Source organism: Micromonospora sp. NPDC049048 (genome assembly GCF_043197615.1).
Lineage (GTDB): Bacteria > Actinomycetota > Actinomycetes > Mycobacteriales > Micromonosporaceae > Micromonospora.
In genome coordinates, this window is record NZ_JBICTM010000010.1 from 116457 (window position 1) to 135835 (window position 19379).

Here is a 19379-nt window from a genome sequence, read left to right on the forward strand (position 1 = left end):
CCGACTGAAAGGACCCTCGTTTTTTGCGCGGTCGCGTGCAGGTCCCGGGGGAGAACCGGGGCTCGGGTCGCGGGCGCCCGCGGGCTGCCCTAGTGTTCGAGGGGTCGACGGCGTCGGGGCCGCGGGAGGGGGTGTCGCGGGATGGGTCTGCGGACCTTCATCCAGGGGTGGCCGGTCTACCGGCAGCTCACCGGCACCGATCCGCTGGGCCGGGGCGCCGCGGCGCAGTCCGGCCGCTCGGCGGAGCTGACCGCCCGCACCGAAACCGCCGACAGTGTGGCGCGCTCGGTCTGCCCCTACTGCGCGGTCGGCTGCGGCCAGCGCGTCTACGTCACCGACGGCGAGGTCACCCAGATCGAGGGCGACCCGGACAGCCCGATCTCCCGGGGGCGGCTCTGCCCGAAGGGGTCCGCCAGCAAGAGCCTCGTCACCAGCCCGCTGCGGCAGACGAAGGTCCGCTACCGGCGGCCGTACGCCACCGAGTGGGAGGATCTGGAGCTCGACGTCGCGCTCGACATGATCGCCGACCGGATCCTCGCCGCCCGTGCCGAGACCTGGGAGGACGTCGACACCGAGGGCCGGCCGCTGAACCGCACGCTGGGCATCTCCAGCCTGGGCGGGGCGACGCTGGACAACGAGGAGAACTACCTCATCAAGAAGCTGTTCACGGCGATGGGGGCGCTCCAGATCGAGAACCAGGCGCGCATTTGACACTCCGCCACCGTCCCCGGTCTGGGGGCCAGCTTCGGTCGCGGTGGCGCGACGGACTTCCAGCAGGACGTCGCCAACGCTGACGTCATCGTCATCCAGGGCTCGAACATGGCCGAAGCCCACCCGGTGGGCTTCCAGTGGGTGATGGAGGCCAAGCGGCGCGGCGCCAAGGTCTTCCACGTCGACCCGCGGTTCACCCGCACGAGCGCCCTGGCCGACTCCTACCTGCCGATCCGCGCGGGCTCCGACATCGCGTTGCTCGGTGGCGTGGTGCGCCACATCCTGGAGAACGAACTGGACTTCCGGGAGTACGTGCTGGCGTACACGAATGCCGCGACGATCGTCAGCGAGCGGTTCGTCGACACCGAGGACGGCGACGGCTTCTTCTCCGGCTTCGACCCGGAGACGGGCAGCTACGTGCAGGACTCGTGGCAGTACGCGGGCCACGAGTCCGACTCCGGCAGCGGGCACACGGCGAAGGAGCGGGACACGGCCGCCGGGCTGCGCCACGAGTCGCACGGCGCCGAGGTGGGTGGCAGCGTGGAACGGGACGAGACGTTGCAGCATCCGCGCTGCGTCTACCAGATCCTGAAGCGGCACTTCGCCCGCTACACCCCGGAGATGGTGGAGCGGGTCTGTGGCATCCCGCGCGAGAAGTTCCTGGAGTTCGCGCGGGCCTGGACGGAGAACTCCGGCCGGGAGCGTACCGGCGTGCTGATCTACTCGGTGGGGTGGACGCAGCACAGCGTCGGCGTGCAGTACATCCGTACCGGCGCGATCATCCAGTTGCTGCTGGGCAACATGGGCCGCCCCGGCGGGGGGATCCTGGCGCTGCGCGGGCACGCCAGCATCCAGGGCTCCACCGACATCCCGACGCTGTTCAACCTGCTGCCGGGCTACCTGCCGATGCCGCACCACGCCGACCACCCCACCTTCGACGAGTGGGTGGACAGCATCCGTCACCCCGGGCAGAAGGGCTTCTGGGGCAACGCCCGCGCCTACGCGGCGAGCCTGCTGAAGGCGTACTGGGGGGACGCGGCGACGCCGGAGAACGACTTCTGCTACGGCCACCTGCCCCGGATGACCGGCGACCACGGGACGTACCAGCAGGTGCTGAACATGATCGACGGGAAGGTGCGGGGCTACTTCCTGCTCGGCCAGAACCCGGCGGTGGGTTCGGCGCACGGTCGGGCGCAGCGCCTCGGCATGGCCAACCTCGACTGGCTGGTGGTCCGCGACCTGTTCATGATCGAGAGCGCCACGTTCTGGCGTAACAGCCCGGAGGTCGCCACGGGCGAGATCGTGCCGGAGCAGTGCCGGACGGAGGTGTTCTTCCTGCCGGCCGCCTCGCACGTGGAGAAGGAGGGCACGTTCACCCAGACCCAGCGGCTGTTGCAGTGGCGCGAGAAGGCCGTCGACCCGCCGGGCGACGCGCGCTCCGAGCTGTGGTTCTTCTACCACCTCGGGCTGCGGCTGCGGGAGAAGCTGGCCGGCTCCGACCTGCCGCGCGACCGGGCGCTGCTCGACCTGGCCTGGGACTACCCCACGCACGGTCCGCACGCGGAGCCGAGCGCCGAGGCGGTGCTGCGCGAGATCAACGGGTACGAGGTGGCGACCGGCCGGCCGCTGTCCGGGTTCGCCGAGGCCCGCGACGACGGCTCGACCGCCCTCGGCTGCTGGATCTACTCCGGGGTGTACGCCGACGGCGTCAACCAGGCGGCGCGGCGCAGGTCCCGCCACGAGCAGGACTGGGTGGCCGCCGAGTGGGGCTGGGCGTGGCCGGCGAACCGGCGCATGCTCTACAACCGCGCCTCCGCCGACCCGCAGGGCCGGCCGTGGAGCGAACGCAAGCGTTACGTCTGGTGGGACCCGGACGCCGGGCAGTGGACCGGTTACGACGTGCCGGACTTCGAGCGGACGAAGCCGCCGACGTACCGGCCGCCGCGGGGCGCGTCCGGCCCGGAGGGGATCGCCGGCGACGACCCGTTCGTCATGCAGGGCGACGGCAAGGGCTGGTTGTACGCGCCCAGCGGTGTGCTGGACGGCCCGCTGCCGACGCACTACGAGCCGGCGGAGTCGCCGGTGCGCAACCCGCTCTACCGGCAGCAGGCCAACCCCACCCGCAGGGTGTACGTGCACCCGGTGAACTCGGTGAACCCGAGCCCGCCGCAGGAGCACAGTCAGGTCTTCCCGTACGTGTTCACGGTCAGCCGGCTCACCGAGCACCACACGGCGGGCGGGATGAGCCGTACGGTGCGGCCGCTGGCGGAGCTGCAACCGGAGATGTTCGTCGAGGTGTCCCCGCAGTTGGCCGCGGAGGTGGGGTTGGCGCACCTGGGCTGGGCGCACCTGGTCAGCGGCCGGGCGGTGATCGAGGCGAAGGTGCTGGTCACCGACCGGCTGCGCCCGCTGCGGGTGGACGGGCGCGTCATCCACCAGGTGTGGCTGCCGTACCACTTCGGGTTCGAGGGCCTGGTGACCGGCGACTCGGCCAACGACCTGTTCGGGATCACCCTGGACCCGAACGTGCTGATCCAGGAGAGCAAGATCGGTACCTGTGACGTGCGTCCGGGGCGGCGGCCCACCGGAGCGGCCCTGCTGGAGCTGGTGGCCGACTACCAGCGGCGGGCGGGGATCGTCGCCGGCCACCCGCCCCCGACGCTCACCCCGGGGGTGTCCGCCCCGCCTGCCCCCGCCGACGGCGCCGGGGAGGGCCGCGATGCTTCCTGACCCGAACAGCCTGTCCGGACCGCTCGATCCGGCCCCGGAGGCGGGCTGGACCGACGCCCCGCCCCGGATGGGTTTCTTCACCGACACCAGCGTCTGCATCGGCTGTAAGGCGTGCGAGGTGGCCTGCAAGGAGTGGAACGACGTCCCCGGCTCGGGGCTGGACCTGCTCGGCATGTCGTACGACAACACCGGCGCGCTGACCGCGAACTCGTGGCGGCACGTGGCGTTCGTCGAGCAGCCCCGCCCTGCCGGGCGCCCGCCGGGGCGGACTGCCGAGCCGGAGTTCCTGGGGATGCCCGGGGCGCAGCCGCCGGGGCGCGCCGGGGGCGCGGAGGGCCGTTCCGACTTCCGGTGGCTGATGATGTCCGACGTCTGCAAGCACTGCACCCACGCGGCCTGCCTCGACGTCTGCCCCACCGGCTCGCTGTTCCGCACCGAGTTCGGCACGGTGGTGGTGCAGGAGGACATCTGCAACGGCTGCGGCTACTGCATCTCCGCCTGCCCGTACGGGGTCATCGACCAGCGCAAGGGCGACGGCCGGGCGTGGAAGTGCACGCTGTGCTACGACCGGATCGGGGCGGGGAAGACGCCCGCCTGCGCGCAGGCGTGCCCCACCGAGTCCATCCAGTACGGCCCTCTCGACGAGTTGCGGGAGCGGGCCGCGGCCCGGGTGGCGACGCTGCACGAGCGGGGCGTGCCCGAGGCGCGGCTCTACGGGCACGACCCGGACGACGGGGTCGGCGGCGACGGCGCGTTCTTTTTGCTGCTCGACGAGCCGGAGGTGTACGGGCTGCCGCCGGACCCGGTGGTCACCACCCGGGACCTGCCGAAGATGTGGAAGCGGGCCGGCCTGGCCGCCCTGGCGATGGCGGCGGCGGCCGTGGCCGCGTTCGTGGGAGGTTCCTCGTGACTCAGGAGCGTGGCGGGCGCAGGCGGCGCGGCGGCGAGGAACTCCGGGTGCCGGAGGCCGAGTTCACCTCCTACTACGGCCGGCCCATCCTCAAGCCGCCCGTCTGGAAGTGGGACATCGCCGCGTACCTGTTCACCGGTGGGCTGGCCGCCGGCTCGTCGCTGCTGGCGGCGGGCGGGCAGCTCACCGGTCGGCCCGCGCTGCGCCGCGCCGGCCGGGTCACCTCGCTGGCGGCGGTCACGGCCAGCACCGTCTTCCTGATCAGGGACCTGGGGCGGCCCGCCCGGTTCCACCACATGCTGCGGGTGGCCAAGCCCACCTCGCCCATGTCCGTGGGCACCTGGATCCTCGGCGCGTTCGGCCCGGCCGCCGGCGTCGCGGCGGTCGCCGAGGGCGCGGCGTGGCTGCCCGAGCGGGGCCCGTTCGGGCTCGCCCGTCGGCTGCTGCCGCCCGTGGGGCACGCCGCCGGGCTGGCCGCCGCGGCGACCGCGCCGGCGCTGGCCACGTACACGGGGGTGCTGCTGGCCGACACGGCGGTGCCGTCGTGGCACGAGGCGTACCCGGAGCTGCCGACCATCTTCGCGGGCAGCGCCCTGGCCAGCGGCGCCGGCGTCGGTCTGATCGCCGCGCCGGTCGCGCAGGCCGGGCCCGCCCGCCGCATGGCGGTGGCGGGCGCGGCCCTGGAGTTGTACGGCGCGCACCGCGTCGAGACCCGGCTGGGGCTGCTCAGCGAGCCCTACCGCACCGGGTCCGCCGGTCGGCTGCTGCGCGCCGGGCGGGCCCTGACCGCCCTCGGGGTGGCCGGGGCGCTGCTGGGCCGGCGCAGCCGGGCGCTCTCCGCGCTGTCCGGGGCGGCCCTGCTGGGTGCCTCGGTGGCGACCCGCTTCGGCATCTTCCACGGCGGCGTCGCCTCGGCGAAGGATCCGAAGTACACGGTGGTGCCGCAGCGTGAGCGCGTCCAGCGGCGGCGCGCCGCCGAGGGCTGAGCTGCCCGCGCCCGCCCGCCGGGCCTGTGGTTCACTGCTGCGTGGAGGCGTTCAGGCGGCTGGTGCCCCTCCCGGTCTTCAAAACCGGTGTGGTCCGGGATCCGGGCCAGGCGGGTTCGATTCCCGTCCGTCTCCGCCACGCTGCGGAAGAGGGGACCATGGGCGACGTCGCGGCCGATGCGCGCCGGCGGGTGCCGCGCACCGACGCGCTGCTCGCCGACCCCCGGCTGGCCGCCGCCGTGGGCGCCCTGGGCCGGGCCCGGGTCAAGGCCGCCGTCCACGGCGCCCAGGAGCGGGCCCGCCGGGGCGAGATCGCCCCCGGGGCGGTACGCGACGCCGCGCTGGCCGGCCTGCCGGCGTCGGCGCCCCGGGCGGTGCTCAACGCCACCGGGGTGGTGCTGCACACGAACCTGGGTCGCGCCGCGCTGTCGCCGGCCGCCGTCGCGGCGGTCGTCGCCGCCGCCGGGCACACCGACGTCGAGTTGGACCTGCGTACCGGGCGGCGGGCCCGGCGTGGACGCGACGCCCTCGACGCCCTCGCGGCGGCGGTGCCCGACGCGGGCGCGGTGCACGTGGTCAACAACGGCGCCGCCGCGCTGGTGCTGGCCGCCACCGTGCTGGCCGCCGGCGCCGAGATCGTCGTGAGCCGGGGCGAGCTGGTGGAGATCGGCGACGGGTTCCGCCTGCCCGACCTGCTGGAGAGCACCGGCGCCCGGCTGCGGGAGGTCGGCACCACCAACCGCACCACGCTCGACGACTACGCCGCCGCGATCGGTCCCCGTACCGGCTTCGTGCTCAAGGTGCACCCGTCGAACTTCCAGGTCACCGGCTTCACCTCCGCCGTGCCCGTACGGGCGCTGGCCACGCTCGGCGTCCCGGTCGTCGCCGACATCGGTTCCGGGCTGCTCGCGCCGGACCCGCTGCTGCCGGCCGAGCCGGACGCCGCCTCCACCCTGCGGGCCGGCGCGGCGCTGGTCACCGCCAGCGGCGACAAGCTGCTCGGCGGTCCGCAGGCCGGTCTGCTGCTCGGCGCGGCCGACCTGGTCGAGCGGCTGCGCCGGCACCCCCTCGCGCGGGCGTTGCGGGTGGACAAGCTGACCCTCGCCGCGCTGGCCGCCACCCTCGGCGACCCGGCCACCCCCACGCGGGCGGCGCTGCACGCCGACCCAGCGGCGCTGCGGGCCCGCACGGAGCGGCTGCGTGACGCCCTCGCCGCCGCCGGTCGTACGGCGGAGGTGGTGCCGGCCGGGGCGGTCGTCGGCGGCGGCGGGGCACCGGGCGTAGAGCTGGCGTCGTGGGCGCTCGCCCTGCCCGAGCGGTACGCGCAGCCGCTGCGCGTGGGCGACCCGCCGGTGCTCGGCCGGGTGGTGCGCGGCCGGCTGCTGCTGGACCTGCGCTGCGTGCCCGCCGACGCCGACGCGGCGCTGCGTGCCGCCGTGCTGCGCGTGCCCGGCGAGGACTGAGCCGTGCTGGTGGTGGCCACCGCCGGGCATGTCGACCACGGCAAGTCGACCCTGGTCCGGGCGCTGACCGGGATGGAACCCGACCGGTGGGCCGAGGAACGCCGCCGGGGCATGACCATCGACCTCGGCTTCGCGTGGACCACGCTGCCCTCGGGCGGGACGGTCGCGTTCGTCGACGTGCCCGGCCATGAGCGGTTCGTCCCGAACATGCTCGCCGGCGCCGGCCCGGTGCCCGCCGCGCTGGTCGTGGTCGCCGCCGACGAGGGCTGGATGCCGCAGTCGGCCGAGCACCTGGCGGCACTGGACGCGCTCGGGGTGACGTACGGCCTGCTGGTGGTGACCCGCGCGGACCTGGCGGACCCGGGGCCGGCGACGGCCCGGGCGCGGGCGGAGCTGGCCGCCACCTCCCTCGGCGCCGTCGACGCGGTCGCCGTCAGCGCGGTGACCGGCGCCGGCCTGCCGCAGCTGCGCGTGGCGCTGGACCGGCTCGCCGCCCGGCTGCCCGTCCCGCGCGCCGACGTGCCGGTGCGGCTGTGGGTGGACCGCGCCTTCACCGTCCGGGGCGCCGGCACCGTGGTGACCGGCACCCTCGGCGCCGGTCGGCTGCGGGTGGGCGACGAGCTGGAGCTCGCCGCGAGTGCGGAGCCGGTGCGGGTACGCGGCCTGCAGTCCCTCGGCGCGGGGCGTGCCGAGGTCGCCGCCGTCGCCCGGGTGGCGGTGAACCTGCGCGGCACGCCCCGCGAGCGGCTGGGGCGCGGCGACGCGCTGCTCACTCCCGGCCGGTTCCACCGCACGGACCTGCTGGACGTCCGGCTGGCCGGTGACCCGGCCGCGGAACTGCCGGCCACGCTCACCCTGCACATCGGCGCGGCGGCGGTGCCGGCGCGGGTGCGGCCACTCGGCCCGGACACCGCCCGGCTGCGGCTGGCCCGGCCGCTGCCGCTGCTGGTGGGGGACCGGGCGTTGCTGCGTGACCCTGGCCGCCACCACGTCGCGGGCGGGGTGACCGTGCTGGACGTCGCGCCGCCGCCGCTGACCCGCCGGGGCGCGGCCGCCGCCCGCGCGCGGGTGCTGGCGACGGTGGACGGCCGCCCGGACCTGGCCGGCGAGCTGCGTCGGCGGCGGCTGGCGCGGGCCGCCGACCTGCTGCGCACCGGCGTCGAGGTCACGGCCCGGCCGGTCGCCGGCGACTGGCTGGCCGACCCGGAGCACTGGCGGGCCCTCGGCGTCCGGCTGGTCGAGGAGGTCGCCCGGCACGCCCGGGAGCACCCGCTGGAGCCGGGCGCGCCGGTGGAGGTGCTGCGCCAGCGCCTCGACCTGCCCGAGCGGGCGCTGGTCGAGGCGCTGGTCCGGCCGCCGCTGCGGCTGCGCGCCGGCCGGGTCACCGCGTCGGCGGCCGACGCGTTGCCGGAACCGGTGGCGCGGGCCGTGGCCCGGGTCCGCGCCGAGTACGCCGACCGCCCGTTCCGGGCCCCCGAGGCCGACCGCCTCGCCGACCTGGGGCTGGGTCCCCGGGAGATCGGCGCGGCCGTCCGCGCGGGGGCGCTGTTGCGTCTCGCCGAGAACGTGGTGCTGCTGCCCGGGGCGGTCGACGACGCCGTACGGGTGTTGGCCGGGCTGCCCCAGCCGTTCACGCTCAGCGCCGCCCGGCAGGCGCTGGACACCACCCGCCGGGTGGCGGTGCCGCTGCTGGAGCTGCTGGATCGTCGCGGCGCCACCCGGCGACTGCCCGACGACGCGCGGGTCGTGGTCACGGCCGGGTCCTGAAGCCGCCCCGGCGGGGCCGGCGGTCGCCTAGCGTGGCGCCATGGACCCTTCCGCGGTCTGGCGGGACAGGCAGCACAAATGGCGGATCGAGGCGTACCGGGCGCCGGACCTGCGCTTCGCGATCTTCGCCACCAACGGCACCACCGAGTCGGCGCCGCTGTGGCTGTTCGGGATGTCGGCGCTGGCCCGGTGGCTGATGTCGCACAAGATCTCCCTCGACGACCTGGAGGTCGACTGACATGGGGGCGCAGTTCGGTCAGCTCGCGCTGGTGGCGGTGCTGGTGCTGATCAACGCCGCCCTGTCGGGCAGCGAGATGGCGCTGGTGACGCTGCGCGAGGGGCAGGTGCGGCAGTTGGGCCGGCGCAGCCGGTCGGGGGAGCGGCTGGTCCGGCTGGTGCGCGATCCCAACCGGTATCTGGCGACCATCCAGCTCGGCATCACCCTGGCCGGGTTCCTCGCCTCCGCCGCCGCCGCGGTATCCCTGGCGCAGCCGCTGGTCGGACCGCTGAGCTTCCTGGGCGACGCCGCGCGCGGCGTCGCGATCGTCCTGGTCACGGTGCTGCTGACGTTCGTCACGCTGGTGGTGGGCGAGCTGGCCCCCAAGCGGCTGGCGATGCAGCGCGCGGAGCGTTGGGGGCTGCTCAGTGCCGGCCCGCTGGACCTGCTGGCCAGGCTGTCCCGACCGGCGGTCTGGCTGCTCAGCCGGGCCACCGACGTGGTGGTCCGGCTCGCGGGCGGCGACCCGCGGGCGAGCCGTACGGAGATGACCGAGGACGAGCTGCGGGAGATGCTGGTCAGCCAGCGGGGTCTGTCCCCGCAGCAGCGGGAGATCCTCACCGGCGCGTTCGACATCGCCGGCCGGACGCTGCGGGAGATCCTGGTGCCCCGGCTGGAGGTGACGGTGCTGCCCGCGACGCTGCCCGCCGGGGACGGGCTGCGCCGGCTCGCCGCCGCCGGCCGCTCCCGGGCCCCGGTCGTCGGGCCGGGCGGCCTCGACGAGGTACGCGGTGTGGTGCACATCCGCGAACTCGTCGGCGCGGACGCGGCGACGGTGGTCGACCGGTCCCGTCCACCGGTGCTGCTGCCCGGCACCCTGCCCGTCTCCGACGCGCTGCGCGAGCTGCGGCAGTGCCACCAGCAGCTCGCCGTCGTCGTCGACGAGCACGGCGGCGTCGACGGCATCGTCACCTTGGAGGACCTGCTGGAGGAGGTCGTCGGGGAGCTGTACGACGAGACCGACCGGGACGTGACCGGGGTGGTCCGGGAACCGGACGGCTCGCTGCTGGTGCCCGGGGACTTCCCGCTGCACGACCTGGCCGACGTCGGCGTACGCCTGCACTTCCGGCCGTCGCGGGAGTACACGACGGTGGCCGGGCTGGTGTTGGCCCGGCTGGGGCACCTGCCGACCGGAGCGGGGGAGAGCGTGCACCTGCCGGGGCTGACCGTCGAGGTGGTGGAGGTCTCCGGCCGGGTGATCCGCCGGGTGCGGCTGCGGGGCTTCTCCACCGGCTCCTGAGCCGGCGAGCCGCCCCCGCCCATCAACCGGATGAAAGTGGGCGAAACGGCTGCGTCCGGGGCGGGCCGGGTCGTACCGTCCGGTGCGTGAAGGACCGAGGGATGCGGACGTTCGTCACCGTCCTGGCCGGGCTCGCGGTGATCTACTTCGGCACCACCGGCCGCAGCGAGGAGGAAGGCCGCGGCGTCTCCGGGGGCCTCGTCGTGCTCGCGCTGCTGGCGGCGCTGCTGGTGTGGCACCTGACGAAGCCGGGCGACGGAACGGTCAAGTAGGCACGCTCACGCGGCGGCGGCGCGGGTGATCTCACCGGCGGACTCCTCGCCGAGGGCCACCCGGACCAGCGCCGAGGCGAGCCGGCCGAAGTCGGCGGGGTCGACCAGCCCGGCGAGCCGCTCCGCGGAGCGGGGCAGGCCGAGGCGTTCCGCGCCGGCCAGGGCCCGCCGGTCGGCGAAGGGGCGCAGGTCCGGCCAGACCACCTGCGCCTCGCGCAGGAAGATGTCCGCGCCGGTGGGGCCGATGCCGGGGAACTCCGTCAGCAGCCGGCGCAGCCCGGCCGGCTCGCCGTCGGCGTCGTGGTGCAGCCGGCGCAGGTCGCCGCGCCAACGGTCCAGGCACAGCCGGGCCCCGGTGCCGAGCATCGTCGAGGTCCGCTCGTCGTAGCGGCGGTAGTGGCCCCGGCCCAGCGCGTCGACCCGATCCTGCCAACTGGCCGCCTCCATCCGCTGCGGGGTCCGGTAGCCGGCGGCGAACAGCTCGCGGGCGGCCGCCACGGCCACCCCCGCCCGGATCCGAGTGCTCAGCAGCGTGGCCAGCACCAGCAGCTGGTAGAGCGGGGCGGGTCGGTCGGCGAGGGTGATGCCCGCCTCCTCGGCGTACGTGCGGCCCCGCCGCTCCAGCAGGACCCGCGCCACCCTCCGGTCGTCGCCCATCCTCCGGGTGTACCCGCCCTGCGCCCGGCCACCCCTGCGACCGTCCGTCGGGGCGGGTATGCCGTCGGGGCGGGCGGGTAACCGACGCCGGACACGGTCGGATCCCGGGAAGGAGAGCACCGTGGTGAACCCGCAGCAGGAGGAGTTCCGCCGCAACGACAAGGGCGCCACCAGCCAGGACAGCAAGGGCCCCAACCCCGGCGGGCACCCGCGCAACCGTGGCTCGTCGCGCGGCGACGAGGGTCGGCCGGTGCCCCGGGGGCAGGTGTCGCCGTACGGCCCGGCCACGGAGCCGGTCGCCGACGACGAGAGCGCCCGGGGCTAGCCGCCCCGACGCGAGGTGTGCGGCCGCAGCCGGTTCCAGGTGGCTGCGGCCGCCACGCCGTACGCGAGGTGCGGGACGAGGTCGGCCAACCAGTCCGAGCGGCGCCAGGTGCGCGGGTCGGTGACGCCGAGCACGGTCATCGACCCGTCGGACATCGTCATCACGGCGCCGCCGAGCACGCCGGTGGCCAGCGGCAACGGCATCCGGCGGCCCCGGGCGAGCAGCGCGTAGCCGATTCCCGCCGCGACGCCGATGCCGTAGCCGAGCAGGGGCCCGAGGCCCGAGCGGCGGTTGGCCGCCCGGTCCCCGGACCCCAGGTCCACGTGCGCGACCTCGGCCAGCCGCCGGGCGCTCTCCTCCGGCGTGCTGCTCGCCGGGCGTGCCCGCAGGACCATGTCCAGGTAGCTGACCACGTTCAGGGCGGTGCTGCCGACCGCGCCGGCGATCGCCCCGTCGGCCGCGCCGCTCGCCCTCACTTCGGGTCGCCCGCTTCGCGCTCGCCCTTGGGGCCGTAGACCCGGTCGCCGCGGGCGATCCCCCGCTGTCCACGGTCGGACTGCAGGAGCCGGTTGGCCACGTCGTTGGCCTTGTCGTCCGGCACGCGCCGTCCCGAATCGTCGATCGCGTTGCGGATGCGTGCCCGCTGCTTGTCGTACGCGTTGCTGCCCGGCCGTGGTCCTGGCATCACTGCCTCCTCCGGTCGTCGTCGCCCGATGGCGTACGCCGCTCGTCTACCCGTCTGCGCCGGGACCAACCCCGCGGCGGGTTCAGCGCGGCCCGTGGACCACCGCGACCGGGCAGTCGGCGTGGTGCAGCAGCGACTGGCTCACCGAGCCCAGCAGCAGGCCGGTCAGCTCGCCCCGCCCCTGGCGGCCGACCACCAGCAGCTGGGCCCGGTGGGCCGCCTCGGCCAGCACGGTGGTAGGGCGGCCCCGCGTGGTCTCCCGGCTGACCGGCACGTCCGGCCACCGCCCCGACAACCCGGCCAGGGTCTCGGCGACCACCCGTTCCTCCTCGGAACGCAGCTCGGTGTCCTCGTACACCAGCGGCCGCATGTCTCCCGGGCCGGTGGACGTCGGATGCCGGTAGGCGTGCAGGGCGACCAGGGACGCGCCGCGCAGCGACGCCGCCTCGAACGCGAACTCCGCGGCGAGCCGGGCCGTCTCGGAGCTGTCCACCCCGACGACGACGGGTCCGTCGGGACGGTCGGTGCCCCGGACGACCAGCACCGGACAGTCGGCGTGCGCGGCGACCTGCACCGCGACCGATCCGACCACCAGGGCGGAGAAGCCGCCGAGCCCGCGGTCGCCCAGCACGATCATCGCGGCGGCCGGCGACTCGCCGAGCAGCACCGCGGCGGCCTCGCCGTCGATGATCTCGCCGGAGATCCGTAGCCCGGGCACCGTGGCCTCGGCCTCGTACGTCGCGGCGGTGACGACCTGTTCGGCCTGCCTGCGTAGTCCGGCGCCGGGTGGGCCGCCGGCGGGGGTGTCCACGGGTACGCGCAGCAGCGGCCAGATGAAGCCGTGCACGATCCGCAGTGGCCGGTGCCGGCGGGCCGCCTCGGCGGCGGCGAGCCGCACCGCGCGCAGCGCCGATTCCGAGCCGTCCACGCCGACGAGCACCGCCGCGCCGTTCGCCGAGTTCACCGATCCACCTCCCGCCGGTTCCCGGCCAGTATCGCGGCGGAGCGCCTGTCGGCGGGCCGATACCGGGCAGGCCGGGCGCTGGGTACGCTGTGCACGCCCACCGGGGAGGGAGCGTCGTCGATGGTTGAGCCGGACCAGCCGAGCACCGCGCGAATGATCGATTTCTGGCTCGGCGGGGAGCACCACTTCCCGGTCGACGTGGCGGCCGCCCGCGCCTTCGAGCAGGCGTACGGGCCGTGCGCGCCGGTCTTCCGCGAGCTGCGCGCGTTCCTCGGCCGTACGGTCCGGGCGATGGTCGCGCAGGGGGTGGACGGCTTCCTCGTCTTCGGCGCCGGCGTGCCCACCATGGGCAACGTGCACGAGGTCGCCCCGGAGGCCACGGTGCTCTACACCGACGTCGATCCGGTCACCATCCGCCTCGGGCAGCGCCTGCTGGCCGGCAGTGACCGGGTCGGCTACGGCTACGGCGACGCCACCGACGTCGGCACCGTCGACCGCGCGCAGCTGCACCGGTTCGTGCCGGGCTGGGGACGCAGGCCGGTCGGCGTGGTGTTCCTCGGTCTGGCCGCGTTCCTGGACGACGAGACGCTCGCCCGCTCCCTCGACGAGCTCTACGAGGCGGCGGCGCCGGGCAGCCTGCTCGCCGTCGACTTCGACACCGAGGAGTTGGCCGCTCACCCGGAGGCGCTGGCGATGATGGGCCCGGCGTTCCGGATGCGCCCGCCGGTCGCGTTCCCGCCGTTGCTGGGCCGCTGGGCGCCCACCGCCGACGGCATCGTCCCGATCACCCGGTGGCGCCCGGACGGCCCACCGGCGCAGGTGCCTGACGCCTTCCACGGCGGGATCGCCGTCCGCTAGCCGGGCTGACCGGCCGCCACCGCGCACCCGTCGGCGACCGCCGCAAGCGGCGACGTCGGCGTGCCGTGCCTGCGTACCGGGCGCGCCGGCAGACGGTCCGCCCGGCTCCGCGCCGCCAGGTACGCCCGCCCCGAGGGCGGGGGAGCGGCCTCCGTATGATGCTTGCCCTACGGCAAGCTTTCCGGAGGATGATCATGTTGCAGGCACCGGGGCAGGTCTCGCGTGCGCTTCGTGCGGCCCCGCCAGACCGTGTGGTGGAGGCGGCGGACCAGGCCATCCGGTCCGCTCTGGGGGCCGCCCGGACGAACGTGTTCATCGCCGACTACCGGATCATCGGGCTCTGGCCGGTGCTGGACCTCGCCGACAGCGGCCTGCTCGACTGCCGCGACATGGCGCAGCGCTGCTTCAGCAGCCAGCAGCCGGTCACCGACACCGACGACGAGGGCCGGTGCCGGCTCTACCTGCCGCTGTCGGTGTGGGGGGAGCGGCTGGGCGTGCTCCTGGTCGAGCTGCCCGGCCCGCTCGCCCCGGACGTCGTCGAGCGGGCCGCGGACATCGCCGGCGAGCTTGCCGTCGTGCTGCGCGCGGCCGACCGGGAGACCGACCGCTACCGGCGCCTCCGCCGGCGGGAGCGGCTCAGCATGGCCGCCGAGATGCAGTGGGAGCTGCTGCCGGGGCGCGGCGTGAGTCACGCGGCGTTCGAGCTGGCGGGCCAGCTGGAACCGGCGTACACGGTCGGCGGGGACCACTTCGACTGGTCCGTGGACGACGACCGGCTCGCCGTCACGGTGCTCAACGGCGCCGGCATCGGGCTGGCGGCGGCGCTGCTGACCGCCGTCACCGTCAACGCCCTGCGTAACGCGCGGCGGTCCGGAGGCAGCCTCGTGGAACAGGCCGAGCTGGCCTCGGACACGGTCTTCTACCAGCACCGCGGCCACCGGTACGTGGCCACGCTGCTGCTCGAACTGGACACCGTCACCGGCCGGGTGCGGGCGGTGGACGCCGGCTCCCCGCACCTGCTGCGGCTGCGCGGCGGCACGGTGACGCCCATCCATCTCGAACAGCAGCTGCCGTTGGGCATGTTCGCCGAGGCCCGCTACGACATCCAGGAGTTCGACCTGGAGCCGGGGGACCGGCTCTTCGTGGTCAGCGACGGGGTGTGGGCCGCCGACCCGGGCGACCGCGGGGCGTACGGCGAGCGGACCATGGCGCGGGCGATGCGGTCCACGCGGTTGCAACCGCCGGCGGAGGCAGTTGGTACGGTGATGCGCGAACTACACGCCTGGCACGCGGACGTCGACCTGCGCGACGATGCCGTCGTCGTCTGCCTGGACTGGCGTGGTTCCGTCGGTCGGGGCGACGGGTGAGAACCGTCGTCGCCACGGCGGTACACGAGCGGGACGATCGCAGGGGACAGCGGGTGGAGCGACCTCCGAATCTCGCCGCGGCCATCGACGCCGCCGCGGAGGCGCTCGTCGGTGTGCTCGACTCGGCGGTGCCCCGGCACCAGATGGCCGTCTCCCCGACGCAACTGCGCGTGCTGTCGTTGATCAGCGGGCGGCCGGAGACCAACGTCAACGGCCTGGCCGAGCTGCTGGACGTCGTGCCGTCCTCGGCGAGCCGGCTCTGCGACCGGCTGGAGGCCACGGGGCTGCTGCGCCGGGTGCCCGACCCCCGGGACCGGCGGGAGGTGCGGCTGGTGCCGACCGCCGCCGCCGAGTCGCTGCTGCGCGAGCTCCAGGAGCGCCGGCACCGGGCGGTGCAGGCCGTGCTGGACCGGATGCCCGCGCGGGCGCAGCACGAGTTGCTGCTGGCGCTGCTGGCCTTCGAGCACGCGGTGACCGCCGAGGCACCCGCCGATTCCTCGGTCCGCACGGCCTGACGCGTCGTTCCCGCCCGGCCCGCTGAGACCTCCGATCGTCCACCAGTGTCCTAGGACGCCCCAGCGGTAGTGACCTACCGCACAACGGCACCAGCCGCCGACGGCGGCACGACGCCGGAGCCGGGAGTGCTCACCGAGGGCCCGATATAGTGGCAGCGCAATCAGCCGGCCCGTGATCATCACGATCACGGGCCGTGTCAGGCGAAGGTCCCGTACGGGGACCGCAGGGGACGCCGGCGGGAGCCGGCCCGACAGCGCACCCGTTCTCCGCGCCGCCCCGTCCTCGACCGGGCGGCGGAGCGCGTGTCGTGGAGGAGGTTCGGTGTCGCGTCCGCCGGCCGGGGGAGAGCACCCGGGTGTCAGCGCCGGCACGAGTGGTCCGCCCGTGGGCGACCGGATCGTCACGTTGCCGAACGTCATCAGCTTCGTCCGGCTGCTCGGCGTGCCGCTCTTCCTCTACCTGCTGCTCGTCGCGCGGGCCGACGTCGCCGCGGTCGTGGTGCTCGCCATCGGCGGCACCACGGACTGGGTCGACGGCTGGGTGGCGCGCCGGATGCGCCAGGTCAGCCGGCTGGGCGAGCTGCTCGACCCGCTCGCCGACCGGCTCTACATCCTCGCCACCCTGCTGGGCTTCACCGCGCGGGACGTGGTGCCCTGGCAGTTCACGGCGGCGCTGTTGGCCCGGGAACTGCTCCTGCTCGTCTCGCTGGGGGTGCTGCGTCGGCACGGGTACGGCCCGCCGCCGGTGCACTACGTGGGCAAGACCGCGACGTTCCTGTTGCTGGCCGCCTTCCCGGTCCTGCTGCTCGCCGCCGCGGTGCCCGCCACGGCGACCGTGGCGGGGGCGATCGGTTGGGGCCTGGCGTGGTGGGGGCTGGTGCTCTACTGGGCGGCCGGCGCGCTCTACGTGGCGCAGGCGGGCCGGTTGGTCAGGGCGGTACGGGCCGCCGGGGGAGCGCCGGCATGACGGCCGCGCCGGGCGACGGTCCGGGGCGCCCCGACCGGGTGTACGCTCCGGACTTCCTCACCGAACTGTTCCGCAACCCCTTGGATCCGGGGTACGCCGACGCGGCGGCCCGGCGTCGGGGGCGGCCCGAGCCGCCGGGGTGGCGGCGCCGGTCGGCGCGCTCGGTGAGCCTGGTGGTGGTGCTGCTGCTGGGTTTCCTGTTCGCGGTGGCGTACCGGCAGACGCTGGAGGCCGAGCCGGGGCGTAGTCAGGCGCGTTCCGGCCTGGTCGAGCAGATCAAGCAGCGGGAGACCGAGACCGACCGGTTGTCGGTGCGGGCCGACGAGCTGCGGGCGGAGGTGGCGCGGCAGCGGGAGGCGGCGCTGGGCGGTTCGGAGGCGGCGCGGTTGCGCAACCTGGAGGCGGGCACCGGCCTCGGGCGGGTGCGCGGTGACGGTGTCGTGGTGCGCCTCGCGGACGCGCCGCAGAATCCGGACGCGGTGACGGGCGCGGACGTGGGTCCGTCCCGGGTGATCTACAGCGATCTGCAGGGTGTGGCCAACGACCTGTGGGCGGCGGGGGCGGAGGCGATCGCGATCAACGGTCAGCGGTTGACGGCGATGTCGACGATCCGGTCGGCGGGGCAGGCGATCCTGGTGGACTACCGACCGGTGACGGGGCCGTACGAGGTGTCGGCGATCGGTCCGGGGTCGATGCGGGACCGGTACGAGGACAGCCGCAGCGCGTTGACGATGCGGAAGGTGGCGGAGGAGACCGGGTTGTCGTTCGGGGTGCGGGAGGCCGAGGACCTCACCCTGCCGGCTGCTCCGGACCCGCGGCTACGCTACGCGCAGCCCTCGGTGAGTCCGACGCCGTCGCCGTCGGGGGCCGAGCGTTCCGTCAGTCCCGGGCCGACCGGTTCGAGGACGTCTCCCAGCCCCTCCGGAGGTGGTCGATGATCGCGGTGCTGGCGTTGCTCGCCGGTGTGGTCCTCGGGGTGTGGCTCGACCCCACGGTGCCCACGGCGCTGCAGCCGTACCTGCCGATCGCGGTGGTGGCCGCGTTGGACGCGGTGTTCGGTGGGGTGCGGGCGAAGCTCGACCGGATCTTCGACGACAAGCAGTTCGTGGTGTCGTTCATCTCGAACGTGCTGGTGGCGGCGCTGATCGTGTACCTGGGTGACCAGTTGGGTGTGGGCGGTCAGCTGTCCACGGGCGTGGTGGTGGTTCTCGGGGTGCGGATCTTCGGAAACGTGGCGGCGATCCGTCGGCACCTGTTTCGGGCGTAGGTTGGTGGCGATGAGTAGCGAGGAGCACACCGAGACGGGTACGGGTTGGCCGCAGCCGGCGGGTCCGGGGCGGCCGGCCGGGGAGCCTGATCCGCGGCCGGACGCGCCGGATCCGGACGAGTTGAGCCCGTTGGCGCCGGAGCGGTCCGCGCCGTCGGTGGAGCCGCCGGTGCGGGAGCCCGAGGACGGCTCGACGGTGGATCTGAGTGGTGCCGCCGGTGCGGGTGCCGCCGGGCAGGCGGTGGCTGTGGGGGCACCGTGGCGGCGGGTGAGTTCGGCCGGGGTGATGATCGCGGCGTTGCTGGCGTTGCTGGGGTTCACGCTGGTGGTGCAGTTCAAGTCGACGTCGACGGATCCGACGGTGGGGGCGACGCGGCAGGAGGACCTGGTGCGGATCCTGTACGACCTGAATTCGCGGGAGGTCCGGCTGCGGCAGGACATCGCGACGCTGGAGGAGAGCCAGCGGCAGTTGCGGTCGGGTCAGCAGGGGCGGCAGGCGGCGTTGGAGGAGGCGACGCGGCGGGCCGACGAGTTGGGCATCCTGGCGGGGACGTTGCCGGCGACGGGGCCGGGTCTGTCGGTGCGGTTCGAGGCGGGTGAGAAGCCGATCTCGGCGTCGCGGGTGTTGGACGCGGTGCAGGAGTTGCGGGGTGCGGGCGCGGAGGCGATGCAGATCTCCGCTGGTGACCGGGCGACGGTGCGGATCATCGCGTCGACGTTCTTCCTGGACGGGGAGGGCGGGTCGTTGGTGGTGGACGGGCGTCGGTTGACGGGTCCGTACACGATCACGGTGATCGGTGATCCGGCGACGATGCGTACGGCGCTGAACATTCCTGGCGGGGTGGTGGCGTCGGTGGCGGGTGACGGCGGTAAGTTGATCGTCGAGGATCGTGAGGCTGCCGAGGTTTCGGCGCTGCACGCGCCGATCAAGCTGGAACACGCCCGTCCGGTCTCCTGACCGGCGCGGCTCGCGCCGGGTTTCCGGTGCGCCGATGGATGAAGGACGCGTCTGGTGATACCTGAGGATCTGCGGTATACCGCGGAGCACGAGTGGGTGGCGGGTGCCGGCGGCGGCACTGTCCGGGTCGGCATCACGCACTTCGCGCAGGACGCCCTGGGCGACATCGTGTATGTCCAGCTGCCTGATCCGGGTGCGGTGGTGGCGGCCGGTGAGTCGCTGGGTGAGATCGAGTCGACGAAGAGCGTGTCGGAGATCTACGCCCCGCTGAGCGGTACGGTGTCGGCGCGCAACGAGGCGCTTGGCGACACTCCTGAGCTGATCAACACTGAGCCGTACGGTGCGGGTTGGTTGTTGGAGATCGCTCTGGATGATCCGGCGGCGGTCGATGGTCTGCTGTCCGCGGACGCGTATCGTGAGCTCACCGAGAGCTGAGTGTGTCCCCTTCGGGCGTGGCGGG

21 protein-coding genes and 1 tRNA gene are annotated in these 19379 nt (G+C 74.8%); 18 read left to right on the forward strand and 4 right to left on the reverse strand.

What is annotated here, in order from left to right; genetic code table 11:
- Nucleotides 1–141 precede the first annotated feature (141 nt).
- From fdh to ACGFIG_RS27325, 9 genes are all read left to right on the forward strand, one after another.
- Entirely contained in the window at nucleotides 142–3441 is a 3300-nt protein-coding gene (gene fdh, locus ACGFIG_RS27285; RefSeq protein ID WP_393007628.1) for a formate dehydrogenase, read from the forward strand.
- Nucleotides 3431–4351, forward strand: a complete 921-nt coding sequence (locus tag ACGFIG_RS27290; RefSeq protein ID WP_393007630.1) for a 4Fe-4S dicluster domain-containing protein — start codon at nucleotides 3431–3433, stop codon at nucleotides 4349–4351. Before fdh ends, ACGFIG_RS27290 begins: the two co-directional genes overlap by 11 nt.
- Nucleotides 4348–5337 (forward strand): NrfD/PsrC family molybdoenzyme membrane anchor subunit, encoded by a 990-nt coding sequence (gene nrfD, locus ACGFIG_RS27295; RefSeq protein WP_393007632.1) that lies wholly within the window; start codon nucleotides 4348–4350, stop codon nucleotides 5335–5337. The genes ACGFIG_RS27290 and nrfD overlap by 4 nt, the downstream gene beginning before the upstream one ends.
- A 43-nt stretch (nucleotides 5338–5380) precedes the next feature.
- Nucleotides 5381–5476: transfer RNA gene (locus ACGFIG_RS27300), tRNA-Sec, on the forward strand.
- Between the two features lie 19 nt (nucleotides 5477–5495).
- Nucleotides 5496–6800 (forward strand): L-seryl-tRNA(Sec) selenium transferase, encoded by a 1305-nt coding sequence (selA, locus tag ACGFIG_RS27305; protein WP_393007634.1) that lies wholly within the window; start codon nucleotides 5496–5498, stop codon nucleotides 6798–6800.
- A 3-nt stretch (nucleotides 6801–6803) separates the two neighbouring features.
- The gene (gene selB / locus ACGFIG_RS27310) at nucleotides 6804–8567 is read left to right on the forward strand and encodes a selenocysteine-specific translation elongation factor (RefSeq protein WP_393007636.1); all 1764 of its coding nucleotides are present in this window, start codon (nucleotides 6804–6806) and stop codon (nucleotides 8565–8567) included.
- A 40-nt stretch (nucleotides 8568–8607) separates the two neighbouring features.
- On the forward strand, nucleotides 8608–8805 hold the full coding sequence (locus tag ACGFIG_RS27315) for a hypothetical protein (RefSeq protein WP_393007638.1): 198 nt from the start codon (nucleotides 8608–8610) through the stop codon (nucleotides 8803–8805).
- Nucleotide 8806: 1 nt separating this feature from the next.
- Entirely contained in the window at nucleotides 8807–10084 is a 1278-nt protein-coding gene (locus ACGFIG_RS27320) for a hemolysin family protein (RefSeq protein ID WP_393007640.1), read from the forward strand.
- Between the two features lie 86 nt (nucleotides 10085–10170).
- Nucleotides 10171–10356 carry a hypothetical protein gene (locus tag ACGFIG_RS27325; protein ID WP_393007976.1) on the forward strand — a complete coding sequence of 62 codons (186 nt, stop codon included), beginning with the start codon at nucleotides 10171–10173 and terminating at the stop codon, nucleotides 10354–10356.
- Nucleotides 10357–10362: 6 nt separating this feature from the next.
- Here the strand turns inward: ACGFIG_RS27325 and ACGFIG_RS27330 are convergent, their stop codons facing one another.
- On the reverse strand, nucleotides 10363–11013 hold the full coding sequence (locus tag ACGFIG_RS27330; RefSeq protein WP_393007641.1) for a hypothetical protein: 651 nt from the start codon (nucleotides 11011–11013) through the stop codon (nucleotides 10363–10365).
- 121 nt (nucleotides 11014–11134) lie between these two features.
- On the opposite strand from ACGFIG_RS27330, the gene ACGFIG_RS27335 reads away from it, so the two are divergent.
- The gene (locus tag ACGFIG_RS27335; RefSeq protein ID WP_393007643.1) at nucleotides 11135–11338 is read left to right on the forward strand and encodes a hypothetical protein; all 204 of its coding nucleotides are present in this window, start codon (nucleotides 11135–11137) and stop codon (nucleotides 11336–11338) included.
- Here ACGFIG_RS27335 and ACGFIG_RS27340 read toward each other — a convergent pair.
- The 3 genes from ACGFIG_RS27340 to ACGFIG_RS27350 form a co-directional block, all read right to left on the reverse strand.
- Nucleotides 11335–11814 (reverse strand): hypothetical protein, encoded by a 480-nt coding sequence (locus ACGFIG_RS27340; protein WP_393007645.1) that lies wholly within the window; start codon nucleotides 11812–11814, stop codon nucleotides 11335–11337. The two genes, ACGFIG_RS27335 and ACGFIG_RS27340, sit on opposite strands and share 4 nt — an antisense overlap.
- Nucleotides 11811–12023: a phosphatidylethanolamine-binding protein gene (locus tag ACGFIG_RS27345; protein WP_393007647.1), complete on the reverse strand. Its 213-nt coding sequence runs from the start codon at nucleotides 12021–12023 to the stop codon at nucleotides 11811–11813. The genes ACGFIG_RS27340 and ACGFIG_RS27345 overlap by 4 nt, the downstream gene beginning before the upstream one ends.
- A gap of 82 nt (nucleotides 12024–12105) precedes the next feature.
- Entirely contained in the window at nucleotides 12106–12987 is an 882-nt protein-coding gene (locus ACGFIG_RS27350; protein ID WP_393007649.1) for a universal stress protein, read from the reverse strand.
- A 120-nt stretch (nucleotides 12988–13107) separates the two neighbouring features.
- On the opposite strand from ACGFIG_RS27350, the gene ACGFIG_RS27355 reads away from it, so the two are divergent.
- From ACGFIG_RS27355 to gcvH, 8 genes are all read left to right on the forward strand, one after another.
- Nucleotides 13108–13845, forward strand: coding sequence for an SAM-dependent methyltransferase (locus tag ACGFIG_RS27355; protein WP_393007651.1), 738 nt, complete (start codon nucleotides 13108–13110; stop codon nucleotides 13843–13845).
- Between the two features lie 194 nt (nucleotides 13846–14039).
- Entirely contained in the window at nucleotides 14040–15212 is a 1173-nt protein-coding gene (locus tag ACGFIG_RS27360) for a PP2C family protein-serine/threonine phosphatase (RefSeq protein WP_393007653.1), read from the forward strand.
- Between the two features lie 53 nt (nucleotides 15213–15265).
- Nucleotides 15266–15727, forward strand: a complete 462-nt coding sequence (locus tag ACGFIG_RS27365; RefSeq protein ID WP_393007655.1) for a MarR family transcriptional regulator — start codon at nucleotides 15266–15268, stop codon at nucleotides 15725–15727.
- Between the two features lie 385 nt (nucleotides 15728–16112).
- The gene (locus ACGFIG_RS27370) at nucleotides 16113–16694 is read left to right on the forward strand and encodes a CDP-alcohol phosphatidyltransferase family protein (protein WP_393007964.1); all 582 of its coding nucleotides are present in this window, start codon (nucleotides 16113–16115) and stop codon (nucleotides 16692–16694) included.
- Nucleotides 16691–17632, forward strand: coding sequence for a DUF881 domain-containing protein (locus ACGFIG_RS27375; RefSeq protein ID WP_393007657.1), 942 nt, complete (start codon nucleotides 16691–16693; stop codon nucleotides 17630–17632). The genes ACGFIG_RS27370 and ACGFIG_RS27375 overlap by 4 nt, the downstream gene beginning before the upstream one ends.
- On the forward strand, nucleotides 17629–17961 hold the full coding sequence (locus ACGFIG_RS27380) for a small basic family protein (RefSeq protein ID WP_334608167.1): 333 nt from the start codon (nucleotides 17629–17631) through the stop codon (nucleotides 17959–17961). The genes ACGFIG_RS27375 and ACGFIG_RS27380 overlap by 4 nt, the downstream gene beginning before the upstream one ends.
- 10 nt (nucleotides 17962–17971) lie before the next feature.
- On the forward strand, nucleotides 17972–18919 hold the full coding sequence (locus ACGFIG_RS27385; protein WP_393007659.1) for a DUF881 domain-containing protein: 948 nt from the start codon (nucleotides 17972–17974) through the stop codon (nucleotides 18917–18919).
- Nucleotides 18920–18973: 54 nt separating this feature from the next.
- Nucleotides 18974–19354, forward strand: a complete 381-nt coding sequence (gene gcvH, locus ACGFIG_RS27390; RefSeq protein ID WP_393007661.1) for a glycine cleavage system protein GcvH — start codon at nucleotides 18974–18976, stop codon at nucleotides 19352–19354.
- The last annotated feature ends 25 nt before the right edge of the window (nucleotides 19355–19379 follow it).